This is a genomic window from Deferrisoma camini S3R1 (assembly GCF_000526155.1).
GTDB classification, from domain to species: Bacteria; Desulfobacterota; Deferrisomatia; order Deferrisomatales; family Deferrisomataceae; genus Deferrisoma; species Deferrisoma camini.
Genome location: NZ_JAFN01000001.1, coordinates 1414580 through 1439296, shown reverse-complemented (window position 1 = coordinate 1439296; position 24717 = coordinate 1414580). Strand labels below are relative to the sequence as shown.

Below are 24717 nucleotides of genomic sequence, written 5' to 3'. Positions count from 1 at the left end.
TCCGGCCGCGCGCGAAGCCGGGCATTGAGATTCGCCGCGCAGGCACGGAGCACCGACGACCAACGACCGTCGACCGAAGTTGCTGGAAAGGAGTGTGCCATGCGCGTCGGAATCCAAGGGAAGGTCTGCGGTTTTCTGGTGGGGGTTCTCCTGCTGGCGTTCGGGGGCAGCACCTGGATCTCCACCGCCCGCTCCACTGCGGCGCTGGAGGAGCTGGGGGAGCGCAGCATCGAAACGCTGCGCTCGTCGGCGATCGGCCAGGCCCGCACCGTGTTCTCGAGCCTGGAGATCGGCACGAAAGGGTCGCTGGAGAAGGGGGAGATGGCGGGGTTTCAGGAGCTTCTCACGGACCTGGGAAGCGTGGAGGGGCTGATCGAGATCGGGCTGACGGACCCGGACGGCACGGTTGTCTATGCGAGCGGGGGTGCCTCGGCGGGCGTGCGGTTCGACCCGGACGCGGTCCGGCAGGCGGTGGGGTCGAAGGATCCGGTGGTGGTGCCCCGGGGCGACGAAGTCATCGTGGCGCGGGCCCATCGGTTCCGGCAGGAGTGTGCAGAGTGCCACGGGGGGGCGGCACCGGGAACGCTCGCCGGCATCCTGTACGTCCGGTACGCGCTGGCCGCCACGGCTCGGACGGAGGAGGAGACCCGAGACTTCGTGACCTCGGCCCGTCGGGCGAGCGTGTGGACCGGGGTCGGGGCGGGTCTCGTAGGGCTTTTGGCCGCCACTCTCGGTACCTGGTTCCTCCAGGACCGGTTCGTGACCCGCCGCATGCGGGGTTTCGTGAAGAGCCTGAAGGAGATGGCGGAAGGTGACGGCGACCTCACGAAGAGCATCCCCCTGCGATACGTGGACTGCGCCGGGGTCAAGGACTGCGGTCACGACGAGTGCGTCTGCTTCGGCAGACAGGAGGCCTGCTGGAGCCACGTGGGGTCCATGCAGCTCATCCCGGAAAAGATCCAGTGCCCGTCGGTGCTCTCCGGCAAGGTCACCGACTGTGCCACCTGCGAGGTGTTTCAGGCGGCCGAGCAGGACGAGTTCGACCAACTGGCCAACTGGGTGAACATCTTCACCAACAAGATCCGCTACATGGTGGAGCAGGTGAAGGAGTCGGCCGGGGAGATGGCCGCGGTGAGCGAGGAGCTGTCGGCCACCACCACCCAGATCGCGGCGAGCACCGAGGAGGTGTCGCAGCAGACCCAGGTGCTGGCCGCGAGCGGCGAGGAGATGGGAGCCACGGTGCAGGAGGTGAGCCAGAACGCGGCAGGTGTGGCCCAGGCCGCGGACCGGGCGCGGGGCAGGGCTGCGGAGGCGGGTCGGATGGTGCGGGAGACCGGGGAGTCCCTCGAACGGATCGCGGAGGTGGTGGCCGGAGCCGGGCGGGTGGTGGAAGGGCTCGGCGCCGAGGCCGAGAAGGTGGACGTGGTCGTCCGGACGATCAAGGAGATCGCCGACCAGACGAAGCTCCTGGCCCTGAACGCCACCATCGAGGCAGCGCGGGCGGGCGAGCACGGTCGCGGTTTCGCCGTGGTGGCGGACGAGGTGCGCAAGCTCGCGGCGGACACCGTGAAGGCCACTCAGCAGATCGCCCGGACCGTCGAAGGGATCCAGGCCGAGGCCCGCCGGGCGGTGGATGCGATGGAAGAGGGCGTGTCGGCGGTGGCCCAGGGGAGGGATCTGGGGCGGAGGGCGGCCGGTGCCATGGCCGAGGTGGAAAGTGAGGTGAGCGGAGCGGCCGCCCAGGTGGAGCAGATCGCGGCGGCCACCGAGGAGCTGACGGCCACGATCCAGCACCTGGCCATGAACCTGGACCAGATCGCTCAGGGGGTGGGAGAGAACACCCGTGCCGGCGAGGAGATCGCCCGCACGGCCGACACCGTGGCGAAGAAGGCCGACGAGCTGCGGCACCTCACGAACCGGTTCAGCACCTGATACCAGGTTGCCGTAGCGCTCCGGGCCAACGGCCCCCAAGTCGCCGGCTTTGGATGCAACTTGGTATGAGGCGGACCGGACTCTCGGCTCCCGGACCCTTGGCCGGGCCTCTTTCCCCTCGGGGAACGGCGATGTGGCAGGTTTCATTGGAAAAGAGTGGGGCAAAACAATGTTTGTATATGTCGGGGCCTCCGCGGGCCCTCCCCTGCTCTCGACCGCGGCGTGGGGGCCTCCCTTAAGATTCGGCTTCGATTGTCATGTTTTTGGCGTCTTTTCTGGCAGGGCCGGGTTCGTCCCCGGCCCATTTTCTTCGGCGTGATGCGGACCTCCCGGGCCGAGAGGTGCAATTGTTTTGTGAGAGTTTTCTTTTTTTGCGCAGGGGGCTCAAGTTTTCCCCCCCTGCGCCGATCCGATGTTTGTTGCAAGAGGGGGCATGCCGCGAAAGGGCCGTGGAAGGGGACGAGGCCCTTCTTTTTTGCCGGGGGAAGAGAGCGGGGAAGGACCGGTGGTCAGCGATTCTCCTATGGAGGCAACGGTGCTCGTGGCCCATCCGGACGCCGGGGTCCGGGATCGGATCCGGCGCGAGCTGGCCTCCCGGGGGTTCGCGGTGCTCACGGCTGCGCCGGAAGAGGCCCGGTACCTCGTGGAGTCCGAAGGGGTGGAGGTGGTTCTCACCTCCGCCCCCCTGCCGGACCCTCCGGAGGACGTGGACGGAGCGGCGTGGGTGTGCCTGGGCTGCCGGGCCGACGGCATGGACGACGCGGTGCCGGCCGACCCGGACCTGGACGCCCTGGCGGACCGGATCCGCCTTCACGTGGCCTATCGCCGCAGGTGGTCGGCCCACCGAAGGCGTGAGACCCGCAAGACCGGTTCCCTCACGGCGGCCCAACGGCGACTCCTTCCCCGCCCCGGCGAGGTGCCCGGGGTGCGGTTCGGCGCGGTGTACGCGCCCGCCCTCGAGGCCGGCGGCGACTTCTACGACGTGGTCCCGTTGGCCCACGGGTCGTTCGGTGTGCTGGTGGCGGACACCGTGGGCCATGACCTGGGGGCCTCGTACGTGACCGGCGCGCTGAAGAGCATCACGGCCCTGGCCGTGGCTCGCGACCCCCACCCCGCCGCGGTTCTGGGGCTCCTGAACGAGGGGCTGCGGCCGGTCTTGGGGGACGGGCGGTACGTGACCGCCCTGTTTGCCCGGGTGGACGTGGTGCGGGGTCTCCTCACCCTGGCCTCCGCAGGGCATCCCTCTCCCCTGTGGGTCCCGCTGAACGGGTCGCCCCGGTTCCTCGAGGCCCGGGGCGACGTATTGGGGGTGTACCCCCGGATCGATACCCCGGAGCTCCGGGTACCGGCCCCCCCCGGGTCGCGGCTCTACGCCTTCAGCGACGGGCTCGTGGAGGCGGTGGCCCGGTCCGTGGGCGAGCGCCAGAGGGTGGCCGGCATCCTCGAATCCGTGGCCGAGGAGGTCCGGTCTTACCCGGTGGAGCTGGCCGTGGCCGAGATCGCGTCGCGGCTGGTGGGGGAGGGGGAGGGCCAGACGGACGACATCGTGCTGTTGGGAGTGGAGGTGTAGGCATGACCGATCCGGGGGGGACCCGCCGGTTCCGGGTGCGCATCGACCCCGACTACCGGGCCGTGGACCGGGTCGTGGAGGCGGTGGGGGCCTTGTTGCCACCGGAAGCATGCCGGAGGGCCAGCTTCGGGTTCCGGTTGGCGCTGCGGGAGGCTTTGGTGAACGCCGTGCGCCACGGCTGCAAGCGGGGGGGAGGATCGGGGGTGGATGTGGAGGTCACCGTGGGCCCGCAGCGGTGGGAGGCCCGGGTGGCGGACGACGGACCTGGCTTCGACTGGAGACCCCATCTGGAAAGGGTGCCGGTCCCGACCGCATCCGAGGGCCGGGGGATCGCCCTGATTCGACTCTACGGGGACGAGGTGGAGTTCATCGGGCGGGGAAACGAGATCCGGATCGTCTGCCGGCCCGAACCGGCGGACCTGGCGACGGAGGTGAGGGAATGAGCGTGATCGAGCAAAGGGAGAACGCGGTGCGGGTGCGGCCGGAGCCGGGGCTGGTGGCCTCGGTGGCCGAGGACCTGAAGCCCCGCCTGCTCGAGGCCGTGCGGGCCGGGGCGGTGGAGGTGGTGTTCGACCTGGCGGGGATCGACCAGATCGACTCCCTCGGGATCGGGCTGCTGATCGCCACCCACAACACGGTCACCCCCAAGGGGGGGCGGGTGAGGGTCGTGGGGACGAGCCCGGAGGTGGCTCGGCTCCTGAGATCGATGCGGCTCGATCGACACCTGGCGCTGGAGCCGGGGCCGGACGGCTCCGGTTGAGGGATTCCACCAACATCGGGAGCGAACGATGACGATCCTCGACGACGAAACCTTGCAGATGTACGTGGAGGAGTCCCTGGACCACCTGGAGGACATCGAGTCCGACCTGCTGGCCATCGAGCAGGCCGGTGCCGGCGCCGACGAGGAGCTGGTGAACAAGGTGTTCCGGGCGGCCCACTCCATCAAGGGCGGTGCCGGGTTCCTGGGGCTCACGGCCATCAACCAGCTGGCCCACAAGCTGGAGAACGTGCTGGGCCTGTTCCGGAGCAAGGAGCTGGTCCCCAACCCCGACGTGATCAACCTGCTCCTCCAGGGGTTCGACCGCCTCAGGGATCTGCTGCAGGACGTGGACGGGGGGCGGGACGCGGACGTGTCGGAGCTGGTGGTGGCCCTGGAGGGGTTGACCACGGCCAATGTGCCCGAGGAGCGCAAGCCCACGGTGTCCGAGCGGGTGCAGGTGGTGCTCGACGGCCGCGGCCCGGTGTTCACCGTGAGCCGGTTCGAGCTGGAGCAGGCGACCAAGGGTGGGAAAAACCTCTACGTGTTCGAGTACGACCTGATCCACGACGTGCAGCGCCAGGGGCGCTCCCCTCTCACGGTGCTCCAGGAGCTGGAGGACGGGGGCGTCATCCTCGACGCCAAGGTGGACCTGGGGGTCGTGGGCGGGCTGGACTCGGAGGCCCTACCCCGGGCGCTCCCGTTCCTGGTGCTCTATGCCACCATCGTGGGGACCGACATCGCCTCGGGCGTGTTCGACCTGCCCGAGGAACGGATCCACGTGCTGGGGGAGGCGAACCTCCAGGACGCCCCGCCCGAGCCGGTGGCGCCCGAGAAGGAGCCCACCACCCTCGTGGCCACCCCCGCGGCCGCGCCCGATCCGGCACCGGCAGCTCCCCAGGACCCCGGCCCCTCCCACCCGGACCCGAAGCCAGCGCCCCAGGGGGAAACCGCGCGTTCCAAGGACCACGGCAGACCGGCCGAGACCAGCATCCGCGTTCACGTGAGCCTGCTGGAGAACCTGATGACCCTGGCCGGCGAGCTGGTGTTGAGCCGCAACCAGCTCCTGCAGGCCGTCACCACCGGCGCCGCCGGCGTGGACCGGATCGCCCAGCGCATCGACCTGATCACCTCCGAGCTCCAGGAGACGATCATGCTCACCCGGATGCAGCCGGTGGGCAAGATCTTCGGCAAGTTCCCCCGGGTGGTGCGCGATCTGGCCCGGAAGCTGGGCAAAGAGGTCGAGCTGGAGGTCGAGGGCAACGAGGTCGAGCTGGACAAAACCATCATCGAGGGCCTGAACGACCCCCTGACCCACCTGGTGCGAAACGCGGTGGATCACGGGCTGGAGACCCCCAGCGAGCGGCTGGCCGCCGGAAAGCCGGCCAAGGGCCGGGTCTCCCTGCGAGCGTTCCACGAGGCCGGCCACGTGAACATCGAGATCTCGGACGACGGCCGGGGGATCGACGCCGAGAAGATCGTCGCCAAGGCGATCGAGAAGGGCCTGGTGGGAGCGGAGCAGGCCCGGGCCATGTCCGAGAAGGAGAAGGTGGGGCTGATCTTTCTGCCCGGCTTCTCCACGGCCGAGCAGGTCACGGACGTGTCCGGCCGGGGGGTGGGCATGGACGTGGTGAAGACCAACCTGGACAAGTTGGGGGGGGTGGTGGACATCGACTCGGCGCCGGGCCGGGGGACCACGGTTCGGATCAAGCTGCCCCTGACCCTGGCTATCATCCCCAGCCAGATCGTGGCCGCCGGGGGCCAGGCCTTCGCGATCCCCCAGGTCAACATGGACGAGCTCCTGCGTATCCCGGCGTCGCAGGTGAAGGAGCGCATCGAGATCGTGGGGGACGCCGAGGTGGTGCGGCTGCGGGACCGGCTGCTTCCCCTGGTGCGGTTGGCGGACGTGCTCGGGTTGTCTCCCAAGTACCGCGATCCGGCCACGGGCGAGGAACGGGAGGACCGGCGGCGGTCCCTGGCCGACCGCAGGGGGAGACGTCTCTCGCTGGACGATCCGGGGACGGACCCGGACGAGGCGGCGTCCCAACACGAGGACCGGCGCGGGGGGCCCGATCGCCGGACCGCCAGCGCGGTGAACATCGTGGTGGCCAACGCCGGCGCGTTCCAATACGGCCTGGTCGTGGACGAGCTCCTGGACGCAGAGGAGATCGTGGTGAAGCCGCTCGGCCGACACCTGAAGGGGTGCGGGTGTTACGCAGGCGCCACCATCATGGGAAGCGGGCGGGTGGCCCTGATCCTGGACGTGCCGGGGGTGGCCCGCCTCGCCCAGCTCACCAGCGTGGAGGGATCGGCCCGGGCCGCTGAGGTGAAACAGCAGGCCCGGCGTGGCGCGGTGGGCGAGGAGCACCTGCTCCTGTTCCGCTACGCCCCGACCGAGCGTTTCGCCCTGCCCCTGGACGTGGTGCAGCGGATCGAGCGGGTGAAGCGCGACGATATCGCCACGGTCGGAGGACGCCGGGTCCTGCAGTACAAGGGGGGCATCCTGCCCCTGCTGGCCCTGGACGACGTGGCCCAGGTGGGGGTGCCCGACGAGGACGCCGAGCCGGTGGTGCTCGTGGTGCGGCTGCCGGGCCGATCGGCGGGCCTGCTGGCCACCGGCCCGGTGGACGCGTACCAGGGGCGCATCGAGGTGGACCGGGAGACCCTGGTCCAGGCGGGCATCGCGGGATCCACGGTGATCGAAGGCGAGACGGTTTTGGTGGTGGACGTGGTGGACGTGGCCCGCCGTTCCTACCCGGACTGGTTCCAGGCGTACGAGGCCGAGGAGACCGACGCCCGGGAAGGGGCCACCCTGCTCGTGGCGGAGGACTCGGCCTTTTTCCGGGGGCAGGTGGCCGGGTTCTTCCGTGAGGCCGGCTACGCGGTGCTCGAGGCGGAGGACGGCCAGGAGGCGTGGGACATCCTGTGCCGGGAAGGGGAGAGGATCGATGCCGTGGTCACCGACATCGAGATGCCCAACATGGACGGACTGGCCCTGACCCGCAAGATCCGGGCCGACGAGCGGTTCCGGCACCTGCCGGTGGTCGCGCTAACCACGTTGGCGGAGGACGAGGACATCGCCAGGGGCCGGGAGGCTGGGGTGACCGACTACCAGGTGAAGCTGGACCGGGACGAGCTCCTGGCCAGCGTGGCCCGCATTCTGCGCACGGAGGAATACGCATGAGGTGGCGCCTGTCGTTTCGCCAAAAGGTGTGGGTGTCGGTGGGGGTGGCCGTGGTGGGCATGGCGGGGATCACGGTGGCGGCATCGGTGGGGCTCACGGCGGTGGGGGCCCGGGTACGCCAGGTGGGGGGGGCCACCGAGGCCCTCCGGGCGGTGGCGGACGCCGAGATCGCGGCCCTGCGGATCGCCTCGGAGGTCACCCACATGACCTCCGACAAGATCGAAGCCTTCCGGTCGAACGTGGCCGAGGTGCGGGACGGGGTCCGGGCGGACCTGGACTCGGTGGCCCAGGGCGCCGCCGGCCCGTTGGCCTCGGCCCTGTCGGGTCTGTCCCAGGCCGTGGGACGGTTGGCCGGTGACCTGAGCGGGTGGGCCGACGGAATGGAGCAGCTGGGGTTCGGCCCGGAGGAGGGCACCCGCAAGGAGTTCGCGGCCGTGGAGGAGGAGCTGGCCGAGAAGGTCCGGTGGTTCTCGTACCTCCGCGAGGCGTTGGTGCCGTGCCGGGAGGACGCCAAGAACCTCTTCCTGCACCGTGACCCCGGGCTCATCCAGAAGTTCGGCGAGGACCTCGACGTGCTGGTCTCCAAGCTCCGGGACCAGAAAATGGAGGACTACAAGGGCAACGCCTCCGAGACGCTGGGTGAGACGGTGGAGCGGTACCGGGAGGCCTTCACCCGCATGGCGGACGAGGCGGTGGCGGTGTGGCGGGCCGAGGAAGCGATCGGCCGGTCCCTGGAGGAGGTGAAGGGCCGGGCCCGCGATGCCAAGGAAGCCGTGGCGAGCCTGGTCACGACGGCCCGGGCCGAGGCCGAGGCGTCGGCCCGGCGCACCCGCATGAGCACCGCGGGCGGCTCGGTCGTGGTCGGGGCGGTGCTCCTGGGCGTACTGCTTTGGCTCGGTACGGCGACCACCCGGGCCTTGAACCGCACCGTGGACATCTTGAAGGACATGGCCCAGGGCGAGGGCGACCTCACCCGCCGGCTGCCCTACCGGGTTCCGGTGTGCTCCGAGGTGTGGAACTGCGGTGCCGAGGACTGCCCCTCGTACGGGGTGGACGACCCCTGCTGGAGCCACTCGGGCACCATGCAGCCCCTTGAAGAGAACGTGCGGTGCCGGGAGGTGTTGGACGGAAAGGTCTCCGACTGCCGGGAGTGCCCCGTGTACGCCAAGGCCCGCTCCTACGAGGTGGACGAGTTCGACCGCATGGCCCACTGGTTCAACCTGTTCCTCGACAAGGTCCGGGTCGTGGTCGAGGGGGTGAAGACCGCCTCGCAACGGGTGGCCCAGGTGTCCGAAGGGACCTCGGGCGCCGTGGGCCAGATCGCAGACGCGGTGGGGCGGTCGGCCCGGGAGACGGGGGCCATGGCAGGGGGCACGGGAGAGCTGGCCGACTCCCTGGAGGAGGTGGACGGACGGGTCAACTCGGCGAACTCCACCCTTGCCGACGTGGCCGATGCCACCCGCCAGATGGCCGACACCATCGGAGAGATCGCCAAGAGCACCGAGACGGCCCGGCAGACCACCACCGGGGCGGTGACCCAGGCCCGGCAGGCCACGGAGCGCGTGGCGAACCTCACCAAAGCGGCCGACCGGATCGCCTCGGTCACCCAGACGATCAACGAGATCAGCGAGCAGACCCGGCTGCTCGCCCTGAACGCCACCATCGAGGCGGCCCGGGCCGGGGAGTCGGGCAAGGGGTTCGCGGTGGTCGCCAACGAGATCAAGGAGCTGGCCCGGCAGACCGCCGAGGCCACCGAGCAGATCCGGGAGCGCATCGAGGCCATCGTGGGATCCACCCAGGCCACCAGCGCGGACATCGAGTCCGTGGCCCAGGGCATCGCCCAGGTGGAGGAGGTGGTGGCCGGCATCGCGGCGGCCGTCGAAGAGCAGTCGGTGACCACGAAGCACATCGCCGACGGAGTGGGCGAGGCGGCGGGCGAGCTGGACGCCTCGGCCCGGCAGGTGACCGGGGTCACGGACCGATCGCGGCAGGTGTCCCGGGATCTGTCCGGCGTGGCCGAGGCCGTGGAACGGGCCAGCCGCGAGGCCGACGGCGTGCGGGAGCAGATGGAGCAGCTGGTGGAGACGGCCCGGAGCCTTTCGAGGCTGGTGGCCCGATTCCAGGTATAGGTCCGGGTTTACGGAAACGACACAACCAGGAGAATCGACATGAACATCGCAGGAAAAATGACGGTGCTGGCGGTCGCGGGGGTGGTGGCGTTGGGGGCCATCACGGCGATCACCAGCTCCATGGCCCTCCGGGAGAGCGGCCAGACCGAGATCCGGGAGGTCCGGGCGCGAATGATGGAGGCGAAGAAGGAGAAGCTCAAGGACCTGGTTCGGGGGGTGGAGGCGGTGGTCCGCCAGGCCTACCAGGACGCCAGGGACCCGAAGAAGATCGCCGAGCTGTACCGGGACCGGCTCCAGGAGCTTGTGGATACGGCCTACACGGCCATCGAGTCCGTGTACAACGACCCGAACCTGGACGAGACCCAGAAGAAGGAGAAGGCCAAGGAGGTGGTCAAGGGGCTTCGGTACGGGAAGTCGGGGTACTTTTGGATCAACGACGTCAACTACATGATGATCATGCACCCGATCAAGCCCCAGCTCGACGGCAAGAACCTCTCGGACCTGCAGGACGTGAACGGCAAGAAGCTGTTCGTGGAGTTCGTGAAGGCGTGCCAGTCCTCTCCCGAAGGCGCCGGGTTCGTGGACTACATGTGGCCCAAGCCGGGCAGCGACCAGCCGGTGCCCAAGCTCTCGTACGTGAAGCTGTTCAAACCCTGGGGCTGGATCATCGGCACCGGCGTGTACCTGGAGGCGGCCGAGGAAGAGATCCAGCAGGACGTTCTTCGCGTCATCGCGGACATGCGCTACGGCAAGGACGGCAGCGACTACTTCTGGGTCAACGACATGAACTCGGTGGTGCTGATGCACCCCATCAAGCCGTCGTTGAACGGAAAGGATCTGTCCGGTCTCCAGGACAAAAAGGGAACGTACATTTTCCGGGAGTTCGTCCGGGTGTGCCGCGAGAACGGGGAAGGGTATGTTCCCTACTACTGGCCCAAGCCGGGGAGTGACGAGCCGGTTCAGAAACTGTCGTACGTGAAGTTGTTCAAGCCCTGGGGATGGGTCATCGGCACCGGCGTGTACGTGGACGACGTGGAGGCAGAGGTGGCCGCGGTCGGCCGGCGGATCGAGGACCGGGTCCATAGGTCGATCTGGACCCAGGTGGGGGCCATCGCCTTGGTGACCCTGATCGCGGGCGTGCTGACCTTCGTGCTGGCCCGGAGGTTCTCGCAGCCCATCCGGAACACCACGGCCATGCTCAAGGACGTGGCCGAGGGCGAAGGGGATCTCACGAAGCGCATCGAGATACAGAGCCAGGATGAACTCGGGGAGATGTCCCGGTGGTTCAACACCTTCGTGGGCAAAATGCAGGAGATGATCCGCGAGGTGAAGGAGAACGCCGAGGAGGTGGGCCGGTCGTCAAAGGGCCTCACCGAGCTTGCGAGCCACATGTCCCAGGGGGCGGACGAGATGTTCGGCCGGTCCAACACGGTGGCGGCCGCGGCCGAGGAGATGAGCTCGAACATGGCCAACGTGGCGGCGGCCATGGAGCAGGCCACCACCAACCTGGGGGTGATCTCCACCGCGGTGGAGCAGATGACCTCCACGATCCGCGAGATCGCCCAGAACACGGAGAAGGCGAGCACCGTCACCGCTCAGGCGGTCACGGTGTCCCGGAGCGCTTCCGAGCGGGTCGGGGAGCTGGGGGAGGCGGCGCGGCTGATCGGCAAGGTCACCGAGACGATCAACGAGATCAGCGAGCAGACCAAGCTGCTGGCCCTGAACGCCACGATCGAGGCGGCCCGGGCGGGCGAGGCCGGAAAGGGGTTCGCGGTGGTGGCCAACGAGATCAAGGAGCTGGCCCGGCAGACCGCGGAGGCCACCGGCGAGATCCGGGAGCGGGTCGAGGGGATCCAGGGGTCCACGTCGGCCACGGTGACCGAGATCGGGGAGATCACCCGGGTGATCGAGGAGGTGAACGAGATCGTGACGACGATCGCGGCCGCGGTGGAGGAGCAGTCGTCCACGGCCCGGGAGATCGCGGACAACGTGACCCAGGCGGCCCAGGGCGTGGAAGAGGTGAACACGAACGTGGCGCAGACCGCCGAGGTGAGCCGGGACATCGCCCGGGAGATCGCCGACGTGAGCCAGGCGGCCAGCGAGATGTCGAACTCCACCAGTCAGGTCCAGGCCGCGGCCGAGGACCTGAGCCGGGGGGCCGACGATCTGCAGGAACGCATGGCCAGGTTCAAAGTGTGATGCCACTGGGTTCTGATTCGGCGGGGGCTGCGGCCAGGGCACCGGAACGGCCCGGCCGCGGCTCCTACCGCGCTCCCACGGTCGTTCGGCGCCCTGGCCGGGGACCGGACGGAAAGGTGAGGTTCGCGATGAAATGGAGAGACATCCCGGTTGCGGGGAAGTTCCTTCTGACCTTCGGTCTGGTCATCGTCTTGCTGGCTGTCCCCCTCTTCGTGTGCCTGTCCGGCATGACAACGGCAAAGAATGACTCGGTGGAGGGCGCGTTGGTGGCCGAGTTCGCCATCGATGCGGGCAAAGCGGCGCGGAGCAACCTCATGCTGCGGCGCTACGAGAAGGATCTGTTGTTGAACATCGGAACCCGTGAGAAACAGGAGAAATACCTGAAAAAGTTCGAGGCGAACCTGGACTTGCTGAGCCGGCTGCTCGGGGAGTTGGAGGAGCACGCCGCTCACCCGGCGCTCGGTTTCACAGGGGAACAGCGACAGCTCATCGCGACGCTGAGGGACAACCTGTCGGCCTATGCGAAGGGCGCCAAGAGCGTGGCCGCCGAAGCCATGAAGGGGGAGATCTCCCCTCAGGAGGCGAACCGTCTGATGGCCCGCTACAAGGATGCCACGCACCGGCTCGGGCAGGAGCTGGATCGGCTGGCGGCCTTTGCGGAGCGAAAGCTGAAGGAGCACTCGGAGGAGGCGATCTCGGTCTCGGAGAAGACGAGGCGTACGTCGCTGCTCCTCGCGGTGCTCGCCATGGTGGCGGCCCTGGGCACGGGCGCCTGGATGGCCAGGTGGCTGGCAAGCCCCATTCGACGCATGGGGGCCGTGTTGGACGACATCGCCACCGGTGAAGGGGACCTCACCAAACGCCTCGCGGTGAACGGTAAGGACGAGCTGAACACCATGGCCGGATCGGTGAACCGGTTCATGGAGAGCATGCAGCAGATGATCCGTGAGGTGAAGGAGAGCGCCGAGGTGCTGGGCCGTTCGTCCCAGGGGATGAGCGAGCTGGCGGCCCAGATGTCCCAGGGGGCGGACGAGATGTTCGGCCGGTCCAACACGGTGGCGGCCGCGGCCGAGGAGATGAGCTCGAACATGGCCAACGTGGCGGCGGCCATGGAGCAGGCCACCACCAACCTGGGGGTGATCTCCACTGCGGTGGAGCAGATGACCTCCACGATCCGCGAGATCGCCCAGAACACGGAGAAGGCGAGCACCGTCACCGCTCAGGCGGTCACCGTGGCCCGGAGCGCTTCCGAGCGGGTCGGGGAGCTGGGCAAGGCGGCCCAGCTGATCGGCAAGGTCACCGAGACGATCAACGAGATCAGCGAGCAGACCAAGCTGCTGGCCCTGAACGCCACGATCGAGGCGGCCCGGGCGGGCGAGGCCGGAAAGGGGTTCGCGGTGGTGGCCAACGAGATCAAGGAGCTGGCCCGGCAGACCGCGGAGGCCACCGGCGAGATCCGGGAGCGGGTCGAGGGGATCCAGGGGTCCACGTCGGCCACGGTGACCGAGATCGGGGAGATCACCCGGGTGATCGAGGAGGTGAACGAGATCGTGACGACGATCGCGGCCGCGGTGGAGGAGCAGTCGTCCACGGCCCGGGAGATCGCGGACAACGTGACCCAGGCGGCCCAGGGCGTGGAAGAGGTGAACACGAACGTGGCGCAGACCGCCGAGGTGAGCCGGGACGTCGCCCGGGAGATCGCCGACGTGAACCAGGCGGCCAGCGAAATGTCGAACTCCACCAGCCAGGTCCAGGCCGCGGCCGAGGACCTGAGCCGCCTGGCCGGCGATCTCCAGGCGCTGATGGCCCGGTTCAAGGTGTGACGCTCTGCTCAAGGAGGCCAGTTCGATGGCGGAACAGGAAAAGAAAGCACCGGATCAGGTGTGCACCTTCTGGATCGGTGAGGCCCTGTGCGGCGTGGACATCCGCTGCGTGCAGGAGATCAACCGGCAGGTGGATGCCACACCCGTGCCGTTGTCGCCCCCCTACGTTCTCGGGGTGATGAACCTGCGGGGGCGGGTGGTCACCGTGGTGGACCTGGCGGCCAAGCTGGGGCTCGGGAGCACCCGGTTCACGGACGAGACCCGCAACGTGATCGTCCAGTCCCAGGGGGAGCCGGTGGGGCTGCTGGTCGACCGGATTGCGGACGTGGTGGACGTGGACCTCGAGACGGTGGCGCCCGCCCCGGCCAACCTGGGGGGCATCCGGGGCACGGCGTTCCAGGGCGTGTTGCGCACCGACGGTGCCCTGGTGGGCATCCTGGACGTGGACGCCGTGCTGGGAGAGGAGACGTGATCCCGACCCAGCCGCCGATCCGGGTCCTCGTGGTGGACGACACCATCGTCTACCGCAAGCTGGTGACCGAGGCCCTGGAGTCGATCCCGGGGGTCGAGGTGGTGGGCACCGCGGCCAACGGAAAGATCGCCCTGGCCAAGGCCCAGAACCTGCGGCCCGATCTCATGACCCTGGACCTGGAGATGCCGGTCATGGACGGGCTCGAGGTGCTGCGGCGGCTGCCCGAGACCTGCCCGGACACGGCGGCGATCATGGTGAGCACCCTGACCCAGAGGGGCGGCGCCTTAACCATGCAGGCCCTGGAGCTGGGGGCCTTCGACTTCGTTCCCAAGCCCCAGGAGGCCTCGGCCAAGGTCAACCGGGCGGTGCTCGTCCAGGAGCTGAAGCGCCGGATCGAGGCGTTCCGGGCCCGTCGGGCCCTGCGGGCGCGGGCCGTCCGCCGGCCGGCGAAACGGGTGCCGCCCCGGGTGGCGCCGGTGCGGGCCCCCGCCCGTTGGGAGGGAGCCGACGTGGTGGCCATCGGGGTGTCCACCGGCGGCCCGAACGCCCTGGCCCGGCTCTTGCCCGGGATCCCCAAAGGGTTTCGGGCGCCGGTCCTGGTGGTCCAACACATGCCCCCGATGTTCACGGCCTCGCTGGCCGAGAGCCTGGACCGGAAGTGCCCCCTCGAGGTGAGGGAGGCCCGGGACGGCGAGGCCTTGGAACCCGGGCGGATCCTGATCGCGCCGGGCGGCCTGCACATGAAGGTGGTGGCCGGGGTGGACGGCCTGAGCCGGATCGTCCGGCTGACCCGGGATCCGCCCGAGCACGCCGTGCGGCCCAGCGTGGACTACCTGTTCCGGTCGGTGGCCCACCACTTTGCCGGGCGGGCCGTGGGCGTGGTGATGACCGGCATGGGCCGGGACGGAACCGAGGGGCTGGAGCACATGAAGCGAAACGGTTGCCGAACCCTCGTCCAGGACGAGGCGACCTCGGTGGTGTGGGGCATGCCGGGGTGCGCCGTGGAGGCCGGGGTGGTGGACCGGGTGGTGCCCCTGGACCGGCTGGCCGACGCCATCGTGGCGGCGGCTGAGCCCGGGGAGGCCCGTTGGGCGTGCGGAGAGAGGGCGTGATGGGGGCCGAGGCCGCAAAGGCGGCGAAGCCCCGCCTGACCCCTTCCGAGTTCCAGGTTCTGGCCCAGTACCTGTACGAGGTGTCCGGGATCCACCTGGACCCGGGCAAGGCATACCTGGTCGAGACCCGCCTGGGGCACATGCTCGAGGAGCTCGGATGCGCGTCCTACAGCGAGTTCCTGTACCGCCTCAAGCAGGACCGGAGCAAGAGCCTGGTTCACCGGTTCGTGGACGCCATGACCACGAACGAGACCCTGTTCTTCCGGGACACCGGTCCGTTCGACCTGCTGCGCTACAAGCTGCTGCCCGATCTGATCGACCGTAAGACCTCCGGCGCGGTGGGGGGGCTGAGACCCACCATCCGGATCTGGAGCGCCGCGTGCTCGTTCGGGCAGGAGGTGTACAGCGTGGCCATCGTGTGCCACGAGGTGCTCCAGCACGCACCGGGGGTGTCCGTGAAGATCCTGGGAACCGACATCTCCAGCGCGGCGGTGGGTCGGGCGAGCGCCGGAAAGTACAGCGCCTTCGAGGTGGAGCGCGGTCTGCCCCCCGGCATCCGCGACCGGTACTTCCAAAAGGTGGGGCACTCCACCTGGAAGATCTCGGACGAGATCCGGGCCATGTGCCAGTTCAAGAAGCTCAACCTGCTGGAGCCGTTCGGGTTCCTGGGCCGGTTCGACATCGTCCTGTGCCGCAACGTGGCCATCTACTTCAAGCCGGAAGACCGCAAAAACCTCTACGAACGGTTGGCCGACTCCTTGGAGCCTTGGGGAGCGCTCCTGATCGGGGCGTCGGAGTTCCTCACCGGGGTGACCCAGCGCTTCACGGCCCGAAGACACCTGCGACATGTCTATTACGTGAGGACCGACCCGTAACCCCTGCACCGGAGGCGACGCCTTCATGAGCTGGCTCGTGACGCAGGCCGACTATCTCCGGTTCCTCTACGGTCTTCTCTTGGGGCTGGCCGCCTTGGGATGCACGGTGGTGCACGGGAGGGACCGGACCGGCGTGCGTTGGGAGTGGCTCGCGGCGTTCGGGGTGCTCCACGGGCTGCACGAATGGGTGGAGCTGATTCCCGCGCACGGGGGGTGGGGAGCTCTGTCCCTGGGCCTGTGGGTGGCCTCGTGGGTGGCCCTGGCCGTGTATGCTGCCCCGGGCCGGTGGGGGGGGTGGGCCGCGCTCGTGGGAGCCGGCCTTCTCGCGGGAGCGGTCGGGGGGCGCGGAGCCGGTTCGGAGGCGGTGTGGACCTACACCCTGGCGCTGCCCGTGGGCGCGGCGGCCGCCTGGTCCACGGCGCGCACCTGGGCCCGGGCCGACCGCCCCCAGGGGTTGGGGCTGCTGGCGGTGGGGCTGGCCGGCTTCGCCCTGGCCTCGGGGCTCGTGGGACCCGGGGCGCCCTGGATCCCCGCCGCGGTTTGGAACGAAGAGGCGTTCGGGGCGTGGTGCGGGGTGCCGGTGTGGGGAGTACGGGGCGTTTTCGCCGGGCTGATGGCCGCCGGGGTGTGGGCGCGGGGCCACGCCCTGGCCCGGGCCGAGGGCCGGCCGGCCGCGTCCCGGGCGGCTGCGGTGGCGCTGGTGGCGCTGATGGGGTTGGGGTGGATCGGGACCGAGGGGTTGGGGCGCTGGGAGAGCGCCCGGGCCGAGGCGCAGGCCGAGCGGCTCGCCCGGGCCTGGGCCTCGGCCGTCGCCGCCCAGGCGAGGGCGGTGCAGGCCGAGGCCGAGAGCGCAGCCCAGAGGGCGGGGGTGCGGGCCGCCCTGGGGAGGGGCGGGGACCCGGGGCTGCCCCCGGAGGGGCCCTGGACCCTGTTCGACGCGGCCGGCCGGCGGTTGGTGGGGCCGAGCCTGCCGGGGCGAGCGCCCGCGGCCGGGGGTGCGTGGGTGGCGGGGGACACGGTGTGCGCCGCCGCTCCGGTTCGGGACGTGTTCGGCGCGGAGATCGGGCGGGTGGTGGCGTGCCGACCTCTTCCACCGGGCGGCTACCGGGTCGGACCGGGAAAGGGGGTCTGGCACCCGGTGGAGGGGCTGGAAGACGTGGGGGTGCGGGTTCCCCCTTGGACGGCCCCGCGAGCCCGGGCCCGGGGCCTGGGGATGGCCCTGACCCTGGCCGCGGTGGCCTCGGCCGCTGCGGGATTCGCGTTTTGGGAGCGCCGGCGGGTTCGCCGGCACGAGCGGGCGCGGTTCGAAGGGCGGCTGAAGAAGGTCCTGGACGCAGCGCCCGACCCCGTGATGGTGGTGGACCCGATGGAGCGGAGGGTCCTGTGGGCCAACCGTCGCGCCAGCATGCTGTTCGGCCGCGCCCCGGAGAGCCTTGAGAACGCGTCGGTGGCGGAGTTGCTGGACGGCCGGGCCGGGGAGCGGCTGTGGGACCTGCTGTCCGGTCCGGAGGAAGGGGGCGTGGTCTGCCTGGAGATCCCGGCCGGGCCGGTCTGGCTCCAGGTGTCCCGCGCCGACATCGGGTTCCGTGGACACCGGGCGCTCCTCTTGGCCCTGCGGGACGTGACCGCGGTGGCGGAGCAGGCGAGGCAGTCCCGGGACACGGCCCGGATCCTGGAGACCGTGCTCGAGCACTCGGACAACGGCCTCGTGCTCCTCGGTCCGGACCACCGGATCCGGTACTACAACCAACGGGTCCGGGAGCTCTGGGGGGTGCCGGAGGACGTGTTGTGGCCGGGGCCCACCCTGGAGGAGATGGTCCGGTGGGTGTGCAACGAGGGGATCTATCCTCCGGACGAGGTGGAGGAGCTCGTCCGGCAGCGCATGCGCCAGATGGAGGAGGCCCGGCAGGGCAAGCGGGTGGAGTACCTCGCCCCGCGGCGGGACGGTCGGATCGTGGAGGCGGTGGCCGTGGGCCTGCCCGACGGGGGGGTCCTGGTGTCCTACCGGGACGTGACCGATCGGGAGCGGGTGCTCGCGGAGCTGCGGGAGCAGGAGGAGCGGTTCCGGGGCATGCTCGAGGCGCTGCCCGACCCGGTGTACATCCGGGGTGCCGAAGGGGTGGTGGAGTACGCGAACCCTGCGATGGTGGCTCGTTGCGGCCGGGACCCCCGGGGTGAGCCCTGTTACGCCGCGGTCCACGGCCTGACCGCCCCGTGCTCGTGGTGCCGGGACCCCGGGCCGGAGCCGTGGACCGGCGAGTGGCGCAGCCCCCGGGACGGCCGGCACTACCGGGTGACCCTGGCCCGGTTGGCCGGAGGCGACGGGTCCCGCCGGATGGGGATCCTGCGGGACGTGACCGTGGAGCGCACCTCCGGCGACCGCCTGCGGGCCGAGAAGGAGTTCGCCGAGAGCCTGGTGGCGTCGCTGGCCGTGGGCGCGTTCGTGCTGGACGCGGACGGCAGCATCCGGGTGTGGAACCGGGCCGCCGAGCTGCTGACCGGGGTTCCCGCCTCGCGCATGGTGGGCACCCGGGACGCCTGGGTCGCGTTCTACGCCCATCCCCGCCCCACCCTGGCCGACCTCGTTCTGAGGGGGCGGAGCAGCGAGGCCGGCCGGTACTACGAGAACTGGGGCCCGTCCCCCCTGAGCCCGGACGGGCTGCGGGCCGAGGGCTGGTTCGACCGCGTCAACGGCCGTCGCCGGTTCATCGTGTTCGACGCGGTGCCGATCCGCGACGGCCGGGGACGGATCCGGGCGGTGCTGGAGACCCTGCAGGATCTCACCGATCTCAAGGAGGCCGAGGCGGGCCGTGCCCGGCTGGACGCGGCCGTGGAGCAGGCGGCCGAGGGGATCGCCGTGGTGGACGGGCAGGGGCGGATCCGGCACGCGAACCCCGCGTTCCGCAGGATCATCGGAAACGGCACCCGGGTGACCGAGCTGATTGGAGAGGTGCCCGCACCGGAGGAGTCGCCGCGACGGTTCCGGCGATCCCTGGCCGCCGCCGACGGGGCCGGATCCCGGGAGCTGGACCTGTCGGTCACGCCGTTGCGCGGCGGGGGCGGCGGCGCCGTGGTGGTGGCCCGGGACGTGACCCAGGAGGTACTGCTGGAGCGGCAGGTCCGCCAGGCCCAGAAGCTGGAGTCCCTGGGCACGCTGGCCAGCGGCATCGCCCACGACTTCAACAACATCCTGACGGCGGTCACGGGGTACCTGGAGCTCGCCATGGACGACGTGCGCTCCCCCCAGGCCCGTCAGAACCTGAAGCGGGTCCTGGCGGCGGTGGACCGGGCCGCGGCCCTGGTGGCCCGGATGTTGGCCTTCGGCCGCGAGGCAGAGGGCGACCCCCGCCCCGTCCGGTTGTGCTGGGTGCTGGACGAGGCCCTGGACCTGCTTCGTTCTGGTCTGGGGCCCGACGTGGAGCTGGTGTGCCGGTGGGCGGTGGGGGACGACCGTGCGGTGGTGGACCCGGTGCAGGTCCAGCAGGTGGTGGTGAACCTGGTCACCAATGCTGCGCAGGCCCTCGGAGACAAGGGGGGCCGGGTGGAGGTGTCGGTGCGGGATGCCGAGGTGGACGAGGCGCTGGCCCGGGGGAGGCCGGGCCTGGTGCCCGGCGCGTACCTGCGGATCACCGTGTCGGACAACGGGTGCGGCATCTCCCCCGAGGTGCTGCCCCGAATCTTCGACCCATTCTTCACCACCAAGGGGGTGGGCCAGGGCACCGGCCTCGGCCTGGCCATGGTCCACGGCATCGTGGCGTCGTGGGGCGGGGCGGTGGAGGTGCACAGCAAGCCCGGACAGGGCACCACGTTCCACGTGTTCGTGCCGCGGCAGGCCGCGGGTGCCCCCGACGGGACCCCCGGGCCCTGCGGCAACGGGGAGCGGATCCTGGTGGTGGACGACGATCCATCCGTGGCCGAGATCCTGGCCGAGGTGCTGACGTCCAAAGGGTACCGGCCCGAGGTGTTCGGCCACCCGGCAGACGCGATCGAGGCGATCGAGGCCGACCCCGCCGGCTTCGACGCCGTGGTCACGGACCAGGCCATGCCTGGGATGGACGGCACCGAGTTCCTGGAGCGGGTCCGGCAGATCCGACCCGGACTGGCGGCCGTGGTCTGCACGGGGTTCGAGCGGGAGGAGACCCGCAGGGCGGCCGAGCGGCTCGGAGGCGTCCAGGTGATGCTCAAACCCTTTACCGCGGGCGAGCTGGCTCGGGCTCTGGCGGCGGTGCTCGGCCCCCGGCAGGGGGAACGACCCGCAACAGCGGAGACAGGAGGCGAGGGATGAGGTGGAGGCGGTGGGTCGCTGCGGGGCTCCTGGCCCTGTGGGGAGCGGGGCCGGTGGTGGCGGCCCGGGTGTTCGTGGTGCACAGCTACGGCGCCGGCCACGTGTGCGGCCAGCCCCAGCACGACGGGCTCGTGCAGGCCCTGGAGGACGAGGGGTTCGTGCCCGGTCGGAACCTGGAGGTGGGGGTGTTCTACATGGAGACCAAGCGGCGCTACACCGCGCCGGAGGCGGTGGCCCGGCGGGGCAGGGAGGCCCTGGCAGCCCTGCGGGCGTTCCGACCCGACGTGGTGGTGACCCTGGACGACAACGCCTTCCGCACCGTTGGGGCGGCGCTCGTGGGCACCGAGCTGCCGGTGGTGTTCTCCGGGGTCAACACCCCCCTGGACCGCCTGAACCGCACCATGCGGTTCTTCGCCACCCGCTCCCGGCCCGGGGCCAACGTGACGGGGGTGTACGAGAAGCTCCATTTCGTGGATGCGGTGCGGGCCCACTGCCGGCTGGTGCCGGACACGGCTCGGGTGGTGTTCCTGGGGGACCGGTCGCCCACGGGGGAGGCGATTCGGGCCCAGGTCCTGCAGGAGCTGGAGGACGAGGTCCTGCCCGTGCCCTTGGAGCTGCACGTGGTGGAGACCTGGGAGGCGTACCAGGAGCTGGTGAGGCGCCTGAACCGGTCGGCCGAGCGGTTGGTGCTGTACCCGGCGGCGCTTCGCCTGTCCGGTGCGGACGGGAAGACCCGCACCGCGGCCGAGATCCTCCCCTGGACCGCCCGGGAGTCCCGCCATCCCAGCATCCCGATCAACGTGGGGTTCCTTCGGGCCGGCCTGTTCGGGGGGGTCTCGGTGGACTTCGCGGCCATGGGCGCCCAGGCGGGCCGGATGGTTGCGAGGATCTTGCGGGGCACGCCGGCCGCCGAGATTCCCCTGGAGGAGGCCGAGCGGGTCCGGCTGGTGTTCAACCTGGCTCGGGCCCGGGAGCTGGGCATCCGGATCCCGGAGGACGTGCTCTTGGCCGCGGACGAGGTGATCGGGTGGGAGGAGGCCCGGAAACCATGATCCTGGGCGGGGATCGCAGACCGCCGGTGCGGCGGGTGCTGGTCCGGTGGTTTCTGGGGATGGCGGCCCTGGCCGCGCTCGCGTTGGGGCTGGCCGTGTACTTCCCGCTGGTGGGGGCGTTACGGGCCGAGTTCGAGGAGCGCGAGCAGGCCGAGTTGGCCCGGACCCAGGCCGTGCTCCGAGCGCGATTGAGTTCGGTGAGGGACCAGGTTCGGCGCCTGGCCGAGGACAACGGGGTGCGGGTGGGGCTCCTGATCGGGCCGGAGGCCCGGCTGAGGGAGGTGCTGCGGCGGGAAGCCCCGCCGTCCGGGGGGGCCGTGTTCGGGGTGAGAACGGCCGAGGGCCGGGTGCTGGCGGGACAGGACCTGCCGTGGGCTCCGGAGCAGGCCTTGGCCGGCACGGCATCGCCGCCCCGGTGGGTGTTCCAGCAGCCGATCCGCAGGGGCGATCGGGTTCTGGGCGAAGCCTGGGGGGTGTACGACCTCACGAGGGACACGACCCTCTGCAACGAGGTGGGCGGCCGCGACGGCCCCGGGCTGGGGGTGCGCAAAGGCGGCCGGGTGGTGTGGGTGTGCGGGAGGCCGGGGGATCCCAGGCCCGTGCCCGGCATGCCGGCCGTGGTCCGGGCCACCGACCCGGGCGCCCTGACCCAGAACCGTCGTCGCCTCGCCCTGGTTGTGGCGGCCGGCCTGGCAGTCGCCCTCGGGCTGGCCTGGGTCGCCGCTTCGGTGGTCTCCGAGCGGGTGGCCGGCCCGTTGGCGGCGTTGGCGAGCGAGGCCGCGGCCGTGGCCGAGGACCCCACCCTGGGCACCGTGGCCGAGGACGCTCCCTACGCCGAGCTGGTGGGGGTGCGCAGGGCCCTGCGGGCCATGGTGGCCGCCGTGGACCAGAACCGGGAACAGGCGCGGTTCCGGGAGGTGTTCGAGCTGGCGGTCGACCCCATGGTGCTCGCGGACCGCGCCGGCCGGATCGTGGCCTTGAACCGGGAGACTCGCCGGCTCCTCGGAGAGATCCCCGCCGGACGGGACCTGCGTTCGTACCTGCCGCCCTCGGCCGTGGCCACCCTGCTGGAGCGGGCGAAACAGGGGGATCCCTCCCCCCTTACGGTCCGGGTTCATGGGGACCCGCCGCGCCATCTGGACGTGCGGAGCCGGATCACCCGGTTCGGGGGCAGGGAAGTGGTGCTCCTACAGGGGCGGGATGTGTCCGACCGGGTGCGGGCCGAGCAGGAGGTGCGGCGGCGGGAGGCGTTCCTGGGATGGGTGCTGGATCACCTGGACGAGGCGGTTCTCATCCTCGATTCCGACCGAAGGGTGCGGTATTACAACAGGCCTTTCGTGGAGCTCTGGGGGCTGCCCCCCTCGTTTCTGGAGCGTCGGCCCACCGTGGGGGACCTGATCCGGGAGGTGGCCCGGAAAGGGCTGTACGATCCCCTCACGGCGGACGCGCTGGTCCGACGGCGGATCGAGGACCTCTCGCGGCCCGGGCCGGTGGTGCCGATCCACACCCCCCGCCGGGACGGCCGGGAGGTGGAGGCGTTCGCGGCGCGGTTGCCGGACGGCGGGTTCCTGCTCACCTACCGCGACATCACGGAGCGGGTCTGCGGGGAACGGGAGCGGGCCATGCTGTCCGCCGCGGTGGAGCAGTCCCACGACGGGCTGGCCCTCGCGACCCCCGTGGGGAATTTGATCTACCTGAACCCCGCCTACGAGCGGCTGTGCGGCGTGCCCAGGGCGGAGGCCCTGGGAGCCCCGTACTGGGATGTCCCTGCCGGGGCCGGTCCGGACCCGGCCGAGGTGGACGCGGCCCTGGCCGGGGGCAAGGTATGGCAAGGCCGGGTGGAGGTGGAGCGGGCCGACGGCACGGCCGCGGTGCACGACGTGACCGTGGGGGAGGTGGAGGTCCGGCCCGGGGAGCGGTGCCGGGTGGTGGTCCGGCGGGACGTGACCGAACAGGTCGAGATGGAGACCCAGCTGGCCCAGGCCCAGAAAATGGAGGCCCTGGGGGTGCTGGCGGGGGGGGTGGCCCACGACTTCAACAACCTTCTGATGGCGTTCCTGGGGAACCTGGAGATCCTGAGGGCGCGCACCAGGGGGGACGAACGGCTCGATCGGGTGGTGGCCCGGATGGAGAGGGCCGTGATGCGGGCCCGGGATCTGGTGCGCCGGATCCTGACCTTCAGCGGGAGGCAACCCAGGCACGAGGGCCCGGTGGACGTCGGCATGGTGGTGCGCGAGGTCGTGGGGCTGGCCCGGTCGGGCGCGCCGCCGGGGGTGGTGCTGCGGGAGGCGGGGGCCCCGAGCCACGCCATGGTGGAAGGGGACGCCTCCGAGCTGAACCAGGCCCTCATGAACCTGGTGGTGAACGCCGTGCAGGCCGTGGGACAGGCGGGCACGGTGGAGGTGGGGGTGGAGTGCGCGGACGGTTGGGTGAAGATCTGGGTACAGGACGACGGGCCGGGGATTCCGCCGGACCTCCGGGCCCGGATCTTCGACCCCTTCTTCACCACCAAGGCGCCCGGCGAGGGCACGGGCCTGGGCCTCGCCATGGTGCGGGCGATCGTGGAACGCCACGGCGGGGAGGTGATCGTCACGTCTTCCGCCGGGTCCGGCACCCGCTTTTGCATCACCCTGCCACGCCGGGCCGGCCGGGCCGAGTCGGAGCCCGGTGGAACGCCGGAAACGGACGCCCCGGCGCTGCGCGTGCTGGTGGTGGACGACGACCCCGAGGTGGGAAAGGCCCTCGTGGAAACCTTGAGGCTGCGGGGGCACCAGGTGGAGGTGGCGGAATCGGGTGAGGAGGCGCTGAAGAGGCTCCGGCAAGGGGCGTTCGACGTGGTGGTCACGGACGATCTGATGCCCGGGATGAGCGGGGCGGCCCTGGCCCAGCGGGTGAAGCGCGACCACCCGAGCGTGGCCGTGATTCTGATCTCAGGGACCGTGGACGACGGAGACCGACGGGGTTCCGCGGACGCTCGGTTGACGAAACCGGTGACCGTGGCAGAACTGGAACGAACCGTGCACCGGGTGATCGGGCGAACCCCGTCGTGAGGCGTGTGAGGTCCGGGGCGTTGCCGGGGGCATGGGGCCTGCCGTTCAGGAGCCAGGGTCCGGAGGACAGAGGACAGAAGCGTAGGGCGCCTCCCACGATGCGCGAAGCTCTACAGAAAGTGAGATGGGAGACTTCCCCCTGTCTACCGTCCTCTGAATTCTGACAGCTGGTATGGCCGCACGCGGCTCTCCAGCAGCCCCCATGCCTCCCGGGCTTTGGCGCGGTTCGAGAGCCGCCTGGCCGCCTAGCTGCCTAGCCGCCTAGCGGGCCGAAGGC

The 24717-nt window shown here is 70.7% G+C and carries 14 protein-coding genes; all 14 read left to right on the top strand.

Features of this window, described 5'->3' with window-relative positions:
* The first annotated feature begins 99 nt into the window (after positions 1 to 99).
* The 14 genes from DEFCA_RS20400 to DEFCA_RS20370 all read left to right on the top strand — a co-directional run bounded on the left by DEFCA_RS20400 (position 100) and on the right by DEFCA_RS20370 (position 24440).
* Positions 100 to 1932 carry a methyl-accepting chemotaxis protein gene (locus DEFCA_RS20400; protein WP_025322184.1) on the top strand — a complete coding sequence of 611 codons (1833 nt, stop codon included), beginning with the start codon at positions 100 to 102 and terminating at the stop codon, positions 1930 to 1932.
* A 535-nt stretch (positions 1933 to 2467) separates the two neighbouring features.
* Entirely contained in the window at positions 2468 to 3502 is a 1035-nt protein-coding gene (locus DEFCA_RS0106285) for a PP2C family protein-serine/threonine phosphatase (protein ID WP_169709468.1), read from the top strand.
* A 2-nt stretch (positions 3503 to 3504) separates the two neighbouring features.
* A complete protein-coding gene (locus tag DEFCA_RS20395) occupies positions 3505 to 3945 on the top strand; it encodes an ATP-binding protein (protein ID WP_025322182.1) in 441 nt (146 codons plus the stop codon).
* The gene (locus tag DEFCA_RS0106275) at positions 3942 to 4262 is read left to right on the top strand and encodes an STAS domain-containing protein (RefSeq protein WP_025322181.1); all 321 of its coding nucleotides are present in this window, start codon (positions 3942 to 3944) and stop codon (positions 4260 to 4262) included. The genes DEFCA_RS20395 and DEFCA_RS0106275 overlap by 4 nt, the downstream gene beginning before the upstream one ends.
* Positions 4263 to 4290: 28 nt before the next feature.
* Complete coding sequence (locus DEFCA_RS0106270) at positions 4291 to 7443, top strand: hybrid sensor histidine kinase/response regulator (RefSeq protein WP_025322180.1); 3153 nt, start codon at positions 4291 to 4293, stop codon at positions 7441 to 7443.
* Positions 7440 to 9572, top strand: coding sequence for a methyl-accepting chemotaxis protein (locus DEFCA_RS24050; protein ID WP_025322179.1), 2133 nt, complete (start codon positions 7440 to 7442; stop codon positions 9570 to 9572). The genes DEFCA_RS0106270 and DEFCA_RS24050 overlap by 4 nt, the downstream gene beginning before the upstream one ends.
* A 39-nt stretch (positions 9573 to 9611) precedes the next feature.
* Positions 9612 to 11771 carry a methyl-accepting chemotaxis protein gene (locus DEFCA_RS20385; protein WP_025322178.1) on the top strand — a complete coding sequence of 720 codons (2160 nt, stop codon included), beginning with the start codon at positions 9612 to 9614 and terminating at the stop codon, positions 11769 to 11771.
* 128 nt (positions 11772 to 11899) lie between these two features.
* Positions 11900 to 13594: a methyl-accepting chemotaxis protein gene (locus tag DEFCA_RS20380; RefSeq protein ID WP_025322177.1), complete on the top strand. Its 1695-nt coding sequence runs from the start codon at positions 11900 to 11902 to the stop codon at positions 13592 to 13594.
* A gap of 25 nt (positions 13595 to 13619) precedes the next feature.
* Positions 13620 to 14066, top strand: coding sequence for a chemotaxis protein CheW (locus DEFCA_RS0106250; protein ID WP_025322176.1), 447 nt, complete (start codon positions 13620 to 13622; stop codon positions 14064 to 14066).
* On the top strand, positions 14063 to 15178 hold the full coding sequence (locus tag DEFCA_RS0106245) for a protein-glutamate methylesterase/protein-glutamine glutaminase (protein ID WP_025322175.1): 1116 nt from the start codon (positions 14063 to 14065) through the stop codon (positions 15176 to 15178). Before DEFCA_RS0106250 ends, DEFCA_RS0106245 begins: the two co-directional genes overlap by 4 nt.
* Positions 15160 to 16053 carry a CheR family methyltransferase gene (locus tag DEFCA_RS0106240; protein ID WP_245693543.1) on the top strand — a complete coding sequence of 298 codons (894 nt, stop codon included), beginning with the start codon at positions 15160 to 15162 and terminating at the stop codon, positions 16051 to 16053. The genes DEFCA_RS0106245 and DEFCA_RS0106240 overlap by 19 nt, the downstream gene beginning before the upstream one ends.
* Positions 16054 to 16078: 25 nt before the next feature.
* Positions 16079 to 20338, top strand: a complete 4260-nt coding sequence (locus DEFCA_RS24045) for a PAS domain-containing protein (protein WP_025322173.1) — start codon at positions 16079 to 16081, stop codon at positions 20336 to 20338.
* A complete protein-coding gene (locus DEFCA_RS0106230; protein ID WP_025322172.1) occupies positions 20335 to 21390 on the top strand; it encodes an ABC transporter substrate-binding protein in 1056 nt (351 codons plus the stop codon). Before DEFCA_RS24045 ends, DEFCA_RS0106230 begins: the two co-directional genes overlap by 4 nt.
* A complete protein-coding gene (locus DEFCA_RS20370) occupies positions 21387 to 24440 on the top strand; it encodes an ATP-binding protein (protein WP_025322171.1) in 3054 nt (1017 codons plus the stop codon). Before DEFCA_RS0106230 ends, DEFCA_RS20370 begins: the two co-directional genes overlap by 4 nt.
* The last annotated feature ends 277 nt before the right edge of the window (positions 24441 to 24717 follow it).

Bases quoted from the DNA above. Each gene is read 5' to 3' on its own strand.
- DEFCA_RS24050 (WP_025322179.1), top strand. From the start codon at position 7,440: ATGAGGTGGCGCCTGTCGTTTCGCCAAAAGGTGTGGGTGTCGGTGGGG.
- DEFCA_RS20385 (WP_025322178.1), top strand. From the start codon at position 9,612: ATGAACATCGCAGGAAAAATGACGGTGCTGGCGGTCGCGGGGGTGGTG.
- DEFCA_RS24045 (WP_025322173.1), top strand. From the start codon at position 16,079: ATGAGCTGGCTCGTGACGCAGGCCGACTATCTCCGGTTCCTCTACGGT.
- DEFCA_RS20380 (WP_025322177.1), top strand. From the start codon at position 11,900: ATGAAATGGAGAGACATCCCGGTTGCGGGGAAGTTCCTTCTGACCTTC.
- DEFCA_RS0106270 (WP_025322180.1), top strand. From the start codon at position 4,291: ATGACGATCCTCGACGACGAAACCTTGCAGATGTACGTGGAGGAGTCC.
- DEFCA_RS0106230 (WP_025322172.1), top strand. From the start codon at position 20,335: ATGAGGTGGAGGCGGTGGGTCGCTGCGGGGCTCCTGGCCCTGTGGGGA.
- DEFCA_RS20370 (WP_025322171.1), top strand. From the start codon at position 21,387: ATGATCCTGGGCGGGGATCGCAGACCGCCGGTGCGGCGGGTGCTGGTC.
- DEFCA_RS0106275 (WP_025322181.1), top strand. From the start codon at position 3,942: ATGAGCGTGATCGAGCAAAGGGAGAACGCGGTGCGGGTGCGGCCGGAG.
- DEFCA_RS20395 (WP_025322182.1), top strand. From the start codon at position 3,505: ATGACCGATCCGGGGGGGACCCGCCGGTTCCGGGTGCGCATCGACCCC.
- DEFCA_RS0106250 (WP_025322176.1), top strand. From the start codon at position 13,620: ATGGCGGAACAGGAAAAGAAAGCACCGGATCAGGTGTGCACCTTCTGG.
- DEFCA_RS20400 (WP_025322184.1), top strand. From the start codon at position 100: ATGCGCGTCGGAATCCAAGGGAAGGTCTGCGGTTTTCTGGTGGGGGTT.